The 9,890-nt window shown below is 71.7% G+C and carries 8 protein-coding genes and 1 pseudogene; 4 read left to right on the top strand and 5 right to left on the bottom strand.

The genetic code is table 11. The features are described 5' to 3' along the window. Positions 1–236: 236 nt before the first annotated feature. Positions 237–2,393 (bottom strand): excinuclease ABC subunit UvrB, encoded by a 2,157-nt coding sequence (uvrB, locus tag AB0G02_RS20680; RefSeq protein WP_360796804.1) that lies wholly within the window; start codon positions 2,391–2,393, stop codon positions 237–239. A gap of 60 nt (positions 2,394–2,453) precedes the next feature. Continuing rightward, on the bottom strand, positions 2,454–3,608 hold the full coding sequence (locus tag AB0G02_RS20675; protein ID WP_360796801.1) for a DUF5685 family protein: 1,155 nt from the start codon (positions 3,606–3,608) through the stop codon (positions 2,454–2,456). Positions 3,609–3,716: 108 nt separating this feature from the next. Between AB0G02_RS20675 and AB0G02_RS20670 the strand changes: the two genes are divergently transcribed. Both AB0G02_RS20670 and AB0G02_RS20665 read left to right on the top strand, forming a co-directional pair. Next, positions 3,717–4,229, top strand: a complete 513-nt coding sequence (locus AB0G02_RS20670) for a DUF402 domain-containing protein (protein ID WP_360796798.1) — start codon at positions 3,717–3,719, stop codon at positions 4,227–4,229. A gap of 136 nt (positions 4,230–4,365) precedes the next feature. After that, positions 4,366–4,884, top strand: a complete 519-nt coding sequence (locus AB0G02_RS20665) for a hypothetical protein (protein WP_360796795.1) — start codon at positions 4,366–4,368, stop codon at positions 4,882–4,884. Here the strand turns inward: AB0G02_RS20665 and coaE are convergent. From coaE to rpsA, 3 genes are all read right to left on the bottom strand, one after another. After that, entirely contained in the window at positions 4,860–6,038 is a 1,179-nt protein-coding gene (gene coaE / locus AB0G02_RS20660) for a dephospho-CoA kinase (protein WP_360796792.1), read from the bottom strand. The two genes, AB0G02_RS20665 and coaE, sit on opposite strands and share 25 nt — an antisense overlap. 28 nt (positions 6,039–6,066) lie before the next feature. Beyond that, entirely contained in the window at positions 6,067–6,681 is a 615-nt protein-coding gene (locus AB0G02_RS20655) for a hypothetical protein (RefSeq protein ID WP_360796789.1), read from the bottom strand. A 134-nt stretch (positions 6,682–6,815) separates the two neighbouring features. Further along, complete coding sequence (gene rpsA, locus AB0G02_RS20650) at positions 6,816–8,312, bottom strand: 30S ribosomal protein S1 (RefSeq protein WP_360796786.1); 1,497 nt, start codon at positions 8,310–8,312, stop codon at positions 6,816–6,818. Positions 8,313–8,503: 191 nt separating this feature from the next. On the opposite strand from rpsA, the gene AB0G02_RS20645 reads away from it, so the two are divergent. Both AB0G02_RS20645 and AB0G02_RS20640 read left to right on the top strand, forming a co-directional pair. Further along, a complete protein-coding gene (locus AB0G02_RS20645; protein ID WP_360796783.1) occupies positions 8,504–9,334 on the top strand; it encodes a class I SAM-dependent methyltransferase in 831 nt (276 codons plus the stop codon). Positions 9,335–9,343: 9 nt separating this feature from the next. Further along, positions 9,344–9,890, top strand: a pseudogene (locus AB0G02_RS20640) (GNAT family N-acetyltransferase); the annotation flags it as partial.

Raw genomic sequence — 9,890 nt, 5'->3', positions numbered from 1 at the left:
CCGCGGAGGCCGAGTCGTTCCCGTCCGCCGTGCTCGCGGCGTGCGAGGAGGTCGCCTCGGCGGACGGGCGCGTCGGCGCGGCCGAGGACGCGGTGGTCGGCAAGGTGCGGGCCGCGTTGACGCGCTAGGCCCGCGGTGGTCGGGGCACGCCGGGTGCGCCCGACGCGGGTCGGGCCGCACCTCCGGGGAGGCGCGGCCCGACCTGCGAGATCACCGGCGGCGCGGTGGGGTGGTCGCTACTTGAAGGCCGCGTCCATGCCCCGCAGCTCCTTCTTCAGGTCCTGGATCTCGTCGCGCAGCCGGGCGGCCAGCTCGAACTGCAGCTCGCGGGCCGCGTTCATCATCTGGTCGGTCAGCTGCTGCACCAGGTCGGCCAGCTCGGAGCGGGCCATGCTGCCGGTGTCGCGGTCGGCCAGGACGCCGGAGCTGCTGCGGCCGTTCGCGCCCGGGTCGCCGGTCGGCTTCTTGCCGCGCGAGGTGTTGCGGCCCGAGCCGCCCGGCGCGATCGCGTCCTCCGCCTCGGCGTAGACCTGTTCGAGGATGTCGGTGATCTTCTTGCGCAACGGCTGCGGGTCGAGGCCGCGCTCCTCGTTGTAGGCGACCTGCTTGGCCCGCCTGCGGTTGGTCTCGTCGATCGCGTGCCGCATCGAGTCGGTGATCCGGTCGGCGTACATGTGGACCTCGCCGGACACGTTGCGCGCCGCGCGGCCGATGGTCTGGATCAGGCTGGTGCCCGAGCGGAGGAAGCCCTCCTTGTCCGCGTCGAGGATCGCGACCAGGGACACCTCGGGCAGGTCGAGGCCCTCGCGGAGCAGGTTGATGCCGATCAGCACGTCGTAGTCGCCCAGGCGCAGCTGGCGCAGCAGCTCGACCCGGCGCAGCGTGTCGACCTCGGAGTGCAGGTAGCGGACGCGGATGCCGAGTTCGAGCAGGTAGTCCGTCAGGTCCTCGGCCATCTTCTTGGTCAGCGTGGTGACCAGCACCCGCTCGTCGCGCTCGGCCCGCACCCGGATCTCGTGGACCAGGTCGTCGATCTGGCCCTCGGTCGGCTTGACCACGACCTCCGGGTCGACCAGGCCGGTCGGGCGGATGACCTGCTCGACGAACTCGCCGCCGGTCTGGCCCATCTCGTACGGGCCGGGGGTGGCCGACAGGTAGACCGTCTGGCCGATCCGGTCCGCGAACTCCTCCCAGGTCAACGGGCGGTTGTCCAGCGCGCTGGGCAGCCGGAAGCCGTGCTCCACCAGGTTGCGCTTGCGCGACGCGTCGCCCTCGTACATGCCGCCGATCTGCGGCACGGTCACGTGCGACTCGTCCACGACCAGCAGGAAGTCGTCCGGGAAGTAGTCGATGAGGGTGGCGGGCGCGGTGCCGGGACCGCGGTCGTCGATGTGGCGCGAGTAGTTCTCGATGCCGTTGCAGAAGCCGACCTGGCGCATCATCTCGATGTCGTACGTGGTGCGCATGCGCAGCCGCTGCGCCTCCAGCAGCTTGCCCTGCCGCTCCAGCGTGGCCAGCCGCTCGGCCAGCTCGACCTCGATGTTGCGGATCGCCTTCTCCATGCGCTCCGGGCCCGCGACGTAGTGGGTGGCCGGGAAGATGCGCAGCTCCTCCACCTCCTTGACCACCTCGCCGGTCAGGGGGTGCAGGTAGTACAGCTTGTCGATCTCGTCGCCGAAGAACTCGACCCGCAGCGCCAGCTCCTCGTACGCCGGGATGATCTCCACCGTGTCGCCGCGCACGCGGAACGTGCCGCGGTTGAACGCGATGTCGTTGCGCGTGTACTGGATGTCGACCAGGGCGCGCAGCAGCAGGTCGCGCTCGACCTCGACGCCCACCTCCAGCTTGATCGACCGGTCGAGGTAGGACTGGGGCGTGCCGAGGCCGTAGATGCAGGACACGGACGCGACCACGATCACGTCACGCCGGGTGAGCAGGCTCATCGTGGCCGAGTGGCGCAGCCGCTCGACGTCCTCGTTGATCGAGGAGTCCTTCTCGATGTAGGTGTCGGTCTGCGGGATGTAGGCCTCGGGCTGGTAGTAGTCGTAGTAGCTGACGAAGTACTCCACCGCGTTGTCCGGGAAGAACCCCTTCAGCTCGTTCGCCAGCTGGGCGGCCAGGGTCTTGTTCGGCGCCATGACCAGCGTGGGTCGCTGCACCTTCTCCACCAGCCACGCCGTCGTGGCCGACTTGCCCGTGCCGGTGGCGCCGAGCAGCACCACGTCCTTCTCCCCGGCGCGGATGCGCCGTTCGAGGTCCGCGATCGCCGCCGGCTGGTCGCCCGCCGGCTGGTAGTCGCTGACCACGCGGAACTTCCCCTCGGTGCGGGGGATGTCACCGACGGGGCGGTGCGACGAGTGCGCCTTGACCGGGATCTCGGTTGGGAATGCCACGGCTAAGACGGTACGCCCGTGGTCCGACAATTCCGATCGCCCCAGGTCAGGGGCCTGGTGTCAGCAGTCGCAGCCGCAGCAGTCGCAGCCCGAGCAGTCGCAGCCCGGACCGCAGTCGCAGTTGCACCACGCGTCCTGGGGCTTGCCGCTGCACGGCCCGGGGTAGGGGTCGCGGCAGCAGTACTGGCACGTGCCGCACTGGTAGAGCACCGCCAGGCAGGCGGGCACCAGGCCGCGGCCGTGCGGCGGGCGCACCAGCTTCGGCCAGGCCCACAGGCCGCTGCCCGGCCCGGGCTCGTGGCCGCGTGCGGCCGACGGCGGCGTGTGCACGTGTGCCTCCGGTGACGCGTGCTTGTGCGCATGCGCGTGCATGTCACCGAACGCCCGCCGGATCGACTCGCGCACCTCGTGCACCAGCAGGACGTGCACCAACCGGTCATCGGCGAACTCCACCTCGCGCAGCGCGAGCTCGATGCCCCACGCCGCGTCGTCGCACAGCCGCCGCGCCTCGACGAGCGTCGTGCCGGTGGCCACCAGCGGGTTCCACGCGCCGGACGCCCGGTCCTCGGCCAGGTCCTCCACCGCGTCCAGCAGGTGCGCCAGCCGCCCGAACAGCCGTCCGACCTCGCGCAACGCGACCGCGTTGCCCGGACGACCGGTCAGCACCGCGGTCTGCGCCACGGCCTCGCCCGCCGCCGTCTCGGTCGGCTCGGTCACCGCCAGCACGGACGTGCCCACGCCCGCCGCGGCCTCCACCGAGGACTGCCGCCGCACGGCGTCCACCAGCACCGCCGGGTCGAACCCCAGGTCGAGCCCGGTCGCCTCGGCCTGCGCCGCCCACCGCCGCGCCACCTGCCTGCCGATGCCGCGGATCGGGGCGCGCGCGAACACGCCGTCGCCGTCGGAGACGTGGTCGCCCACCTTCGCGGACGCCAGCACCAGGGACACCGACGCGGCCAGGCGCGCGCCCGTGCCCACGGCGACGTCCGCCGACCGCATGCCGCGCAGCGCGCACGGCCCGGCGGAGCGCCGCGACCGCTCCGACTGCGCCTCCACCAGCGCGGAGATGACCAGGCCGTCGTAGTTGGTGGCGACGCGGGCCAGGTGGCCGTGGTCGTCGCGCAGCGCCAGGCACAGCCCGCACAGGTGGGCCAACCACGACTCGCCCAGCTCGGGGCCGAGGCGGTTGCGGCAGGGCCGGATGATGCCGAACATGGCGGGAAGACTAAGCGATCTTCCCTCTTTCGGGTGACAGAAGGGAGCAATCCTCGGAAGTCGGTGCTTAAGGTCGGCGCTGTGACGGCGAGCACCGCGGGGACACGCATGCACATCCACCCCCCGAAGATCGAGTACTTCGACCTCGACGCGAAGAGCAACACCGATCCCAAGGGCCACCTGCGGGGCGTCGAGGAGTACCGGCTGACCGGCCACGGGCTGTACATGTTCCGCCCGGTGCCCGGCCACCCGCACCTGTCGCACTTCGAGTCGTGGCTGCTGCCCGGGCACGGCCTGCGCGTCACCCGGCAGTCCTGGCACCCCGGCCACGAGCGCGACTACGACCTGTACGTGGACGTGGTCGAGATCAGCTCCAGCGGGTCGGTGTGGAAGACCGTCGACCTGTACCTCGACCTGCTGGTGCGGACCGGCCGCAGCGTGACCGTGCTGGACACCGACGAGCTGCTGACCGCCCTCCACTGCGGGCTCATCCGGCCCGACCGGGCGCAGTGGGCGCTGGAGACGACCTACCGCGCGGTCGCGGGCATCGCGGCGCACGACCACGACGCCGTGCGGTGGCTCGCGGCCCAGGGAACGATCACCACGTGGCGTCGCCGGTAATACAGAGGGTGACAGTGCCTGGTCAACAGCGCGGCCAGTCCGTCACCTGATAGAGACCGCTTACCACACAGACCGTGATGTAACGAATCAACCCGGATAGTTACCCGGAGCACACTTCCGGCTACCCTCGGGTCGCGTGGGAGCGGTCATCACACCTCAGCTCGTCGACGTGGTCGACACCATCAGCGCTGTTCGCAGCTACTCCAGCGGCACTTCGCGATACCTGTCCACGTGCCGGGTGGAGCGCTGGGGACTGCGACTGGAGTGCCCGACGCCGGAGGATCCGTTCTCCGATTCGGAGGTCACCTGGTTGATGCCGGACCTGGGGTTGCGGCTGACGCACCACCGGCCCCGCTCCCGGCACGCCCGCAGCGGTCCGAGCGTCCTCAGCGCCGTCCGCGTGCAGCGGGACGGCCGCGCGTGGCGCACCACCGACCTGCTCCTCGGCCTGGCCGTGCCGGGCGGCACGACCGCCCGGATCGTGCACTGCGAGGAGTTCGCCGCCGCCGTCGCCGGGCACGTCCTCGGTCCGGGCGACGCCGACCAGGCGCTGCGCACCGTGCACCGCACCCTGGAGGAGGTCAGCCTCCACCGGCACGACCTCGGCTCGTGGCTGACCCACCGGGGCATCTACGACGTCTGGCCGTCCCTGTAGAACGCGTCCACGCGCGCGGTCGCCGCGGTCATCCACGGCTCCTTCGACTCGGCGTACGCGAGGCTCCCCTGGTCGCCCCGGTGCCGTTCGGCCAGTTCGAGCTTGAGCGCCGCGTACTCGTCCCGCGCCGCCGCGTCGGCCCGCAGCCAGTCGCGGAACCCGATCGCCCAGTTCCACGCCGGGCCGCCCGCCACCCGCACGTGCAGGTTGACCGGCCGCCCCGGGTCCGCGCCCGCGTGCAGCCGCTTGTGCCACGCCTCCGGCGCGTCGCCCTCGCGCTTCACGGAGTCCTCGCCGAGGCCCAGCCCCGGGAACCCCGCCTGCGCCAGCGCCTCCTCCAGCTCCGCCGCCTCCTCCAGCGACGTCACGCCCAGCTGGAAGTCCAGCACGTCCTTCGCGGCGAGCCCGGGCACCGACGTGGAGCCGATGTGCTCCACCACCCGACCACCGGCGGCGAGCCTGATGCGCGCCGCGACCCGCTCCGCTTGCGCCGGCCACGTCTCGTCGTAGGGGACGACGACCGGCGGGCCGTACGACGCGTACCGGCGCAGCCGGACGTTCGACTCGTAGCGCACCAGCCGGTCCGCCCACAGCGCGTCCACCTGCGCCAGCACCAGGTCGGGGGTGCCGGAGTTGTCCAGCCACACGTCCGCCACGGCCCGGCGGCGCTCGTCGTCGGCCTGCGCGGCGATGCGCCGGCGCGCGTCCTCCTCCGCGAGGCCGCGGTCGCGCAGCCGGACGAGCCGCTGGTCCAGGTCGGCGTGCACGATCACCACCAGGTGGTACAGCGGGGCCATGCCGTTCTCCACCAGCAGCGGCACGTCGTGCACGACGATCGCGTCCTCGGGCGCGGCGGCGATCAGCTCGCCCGTGCGGGCGGCGATCCTCGGGTGCGTGATGGCGTTGAGCGTGGCCAGGGCCTGCTGGTCACCGAACACCTTCGCCGCCAGCGCCGGCCGGTTCAGGGCCCCTGCCTCGTCCAGGACGTCGGGGCCGAACGCCTCCGCGATGTCCCGCAGGCCGTCGGTGCCGGGTTCGACCACCTCCCGGGCCAGCCGGTCCGCGTCGATCACCACGGCGCCGTGCTCGGCGAGCCTGCCCGCCACCGTCGACTTGCCCGACCCGATTCCCCCGGAGAGGCCCACGCGCAACATGGCGACCAGCCTGCCACGCCGCGGATGATCAGGTGCCCTCGACGGGGATCATGGACTGCTCCGCGATGGAGGACAGGAAGATCCCGACCAGGTCGTCGGGCAGCACGCCGACCTTCGCGCGGGCGACGTAGGTGGTCTTGCCGAGGTGGCCCATGACCAGGCGCTCGTCCTTGGCGCTGACCAGCTTGCCCTTCTTCTTGCCCACGTCGACCTCGCTGACCGTCGCGCCGTCCTGGCGCTCGGCGGCCACGCTCTCGTCGACCCGGGCGGCGGCCGACGCCTCGTCGCCGTAGTTGGCCAGGCCGATGACCACCGGCGCGGCCCCGAGGTCCTGCCCCTTGGGCACGCCGTAGTAGCAGTCGATCTTCGCGGTGCGGGCCAGCGACGGCTCGGGGATGCCGATGATGGTCTTCAGCTCACCCGGCAGCTCGCGGCCCAGGCGCTGGTGCAGCGCCTCGACCGGGACGACCAGCTCGCAGTCGTCGGGCACGGGTCGGTCCACCATCTGGGGGACGCGGGTGATCGTCGTGGGCGCCACGATCGTCGGGATCGGCGGCTGGGTCACGGCGGTCGGCTTCACGGCGGAACAGCCCGCGCACGCGAGCACCGCCGTCACCGCGATCACCGTCTTCCGCACGCTCATAGGATGCTCAACTTAGCGCAAGGCAACGCCAATTCACCCCGAACGAGTGAACGACGATCGCCCCCCACCCGAACCCGGGTGAGGGGCGATCACGTCGTTCAGCCGACCGGCGGTCGCCCGCCGACGGGTGCTGCTCAGGCGCCGCCCGACAGCTTCTCGCGCAGCGCGGCGAGCTGCTCGTCGCTGGCCAGGGTGCCGCCGGCCTGAGCCGGGGCGCCCGTGCTGCTGGACGTCGCGGCGGCCGGGGCGTCGCCACCGGACGAGTAGTTGGTCTCGCCCGCGGCCTCTTCCTCGGCCGCGGCGGCCTTGGCGACCTGCTTCATGTGGGCCTCGTAGCGCGTGTGGGCCTCGGCGTACTGCCGCTCCCACTCCTCGCGCTGCTTGTCGAAGCCTTCCTGCCACTCCTGGGTCTCCGGGTCGAAGCCCTCGGGGTAGATGTAGTTCCCCTGGTCGTCGTACTCGGCGGCCATGCCGTACTGGGTCGGGTCGAACTCGGAGTCGACCGTGAAGCCCTCGTTGGCCTGCTTGAGCGACAGCGAGATGCGGCGGCGGTCCAGGTCGATGTCGATGACCTTGACCATGACGTCGTCGCCGACCTGCACGACCTGCTCCGGGATCTCCACGTGGCGCTCGGCCAGCTCGGAGATGTGGACCAGGCCCTCGATGCCCTCGTCCACGCGGACGAACGCACCGAACGGGACGAGCTTGGTGACCTTGCCCGGCACGATCTGGCCGATCGCGTGGGTGCGGGCGAACTGGCGCCACGGGTCTTCCTGCGTCGCCTTGAGCGACAGCGACACGCGCTCGCGCTCCATGTCGACGTCCAGGACCTCGACCGTGACCTCCTGGCCGACCTCGACGACCTCGGACGGGTGGTCGATGTGCTTCCAGGACAGCTCCGAGACGTGCACCAGGCCGTCCACGCCACCCAGGTCCACGAAGGCACCGAAGTTGACGATGGAGGACACGACGCCCTTGCGGACCTGGCCCTTCTGCAGCTGGTTGAGGAACTCGCTGCGGACCTCGGACTGGGTCTGCTCCAGCCAGGCGCGGCGGGACAGGACCACGTTGTTGCGGTTCTTGTCCAGCTCGATGATCTTCGCCTCGAGCTCGCGGCCGACGTACGGCTGGAGGTCGCGGACGCGACGCATCTCGACGAGGGACGCGGGGAGGAAGCCCCGCAGGCCGATGTCCAGGATGAGGCCGCCCTTGACGACCTCGATGACCGTGCCCTTGACGGGCTCGTCCTTCTCCTTGAGCGCCTCGATGGTGCCCCAGGCGCGCTCGTACTGCGCGCGCTTCTTGGAGAGGATCAGCCGACCTTCCTTGTCCTCCTTCTGGAGAACAAGAGCCTCGACCTCGTCACCGACCTTGACGACCTCGTTCGGGTCGACGTCGTGCTTGATCGACAACTCGCGCGAGGGGATGACACCCTCGGTCTTGTAGCCGATGTCGAGCAGGACCTCGTCCCGGTCGACCTTGACGATCGTGCCCTCGACGATATCGCCGTCGTTGAAGTACTTGATCGTCTTGTCGATAGCGGCGAGGAAGTCCTCCTCCGTCCCGATATCGTTGATGGCGACCTGCTTCGGCGCAGCGGCAACCGGGACAGTGGTGGTGTCGGTGGACATTAGGTAGGTGGCTCCGGTACGGATTGGGGTTTGTGGCCTGCGGGTTCAACGCTACGCGGAGGGCACGCCCCACCGGGAAGACCGACTCACCAGGTGATCAGGCGATCGAGGACAGCGCGAACCCACTACGCGGGCGATATCGTACGCGGATCGGAGCCCGCCGGGCAAACCGGCACCGTGAATGGAGCAGTGTGTCCGACCAGCACGCGAGCGCCGAACTGGCGCTCGGCACGACCGGCATCGCCAAGCGGGGCGTCGACGCGGCGGAGTCGCGCGCGGCCAACCGCATGTGGTGGGACGCCGACGCCGACGACTACCACGCCGAGCACGGCGACTTCCTGGGCTCCGCGGACTTCGTGTGGTGCCCCGAGGGCGTCCGGGAGGAGACCGCCGGCTACCTCGGTGACGTGCGCGGACGCCGCGTCCTGGAGGTCGGCTGCGGCTCCGCGCCGTGCGCGCGCTGGCTGGTGTCGCAGGGCGCGCACGCGGTGGCGTTCGACCTCTCGGCCGGGATGTTGAGGCACGCGGTGGCGGCGAACGCGGCGACCGGCGTGGCCGTGCCGCTGGTGCAGGCCAGCGCCGACCAGCTGCCGTTCGCGTCCGGCTCCTTCGACGCGGCCTGCTCGGCGTTCGGCGCGGTGCCGTTCGTGGCGGACGTGGGCGAGGTGTTCGGGGAGGTGGCCCGGGTGCTGCGGCCGGGAGCGCCGTGGGTGTTCTCGGTGACTCACCCGATCCGGTGGATCTTCCCGGACGACCCGGGGCCGGGCGGGCTCACCGTCACGCAGTCGTACTTCGACCGCACGCCGTACGTGGAGGTCGACGACACCGGTCGGGCGACGTACGTGGAGCACCACCGCACCACCGGTGACTACGTCCGGGCGCTGGTGGGCGCGGGCCTGGAGCTGCTGGACGTGGTGGAGCCGGAGTGGCCCGCGGGGCACACCCGGACGTGGGGGCAGTGGAGCCCGCTGCGCGGCCGGCTGTTCCCGGGCACCGCGATCTTCCGCACCCGGAAGCCGTAGCCTGCCGGCATGACCGTCGGCCAAGGGCTGGTGGAGGCGCAGAGCGCGCGCTTCGCGAGCGTCGACCCGCTGCTGCCCGCGGTGGTCGCGCCGCCGGACGGCGACGTCATCACCGCGGCGCTGCCGGACGGCGCCAGGGTGGCGGGCGTGCTCCAGCGCCAGGTGCACGACCGGCGCTCGCCCGCCCGGCTGTGGTCGGCCACCGAGGTGTGGGAGCTGTCGCCGCTGCTGGGCCACGCCGGCGCGGCGGGCATGGACGCGCTGCTGCGCGCGTGGCGCAAGCGGCTGGACCTGCTGGGGCCGGCCGAGCGCGTGTCGGCGTGCGTGCTGACCTGGCCGAGCCGTGACGCCGAGGCGACCAGGGCGCTGCTCGACCACGGGCTCGTGCCGCTGACCGTGGTCGCCGTGCGGCAGGCGCCTCCCCCGCCGGTGACCGGCGCGGCGACGATCCGCCGCGCCACGCCTGCCGACCTGGAGGCGGTGCTCACGCTGGCGCTGGCCGAGCTGCGCTACTCGTCCATGGTGGGCTCGACGGTGCACCGGCCGGACGCGGTGG

It is taken from the genome of Actinosynnema sp. NPDC023658 (genome assembly GCF_040639995.1).
Classification (GTDB): Bacteria; Actinomycetota; Actinomycetes; order Mycobacteriales; family Pseudonocardiaceae; genus Actinosynnema.
The sequence above is the reverse complement of the archived record's forward strand: the minus strand, read 5'-3'. Positions and strand labels throughout refer to the sequence as shown.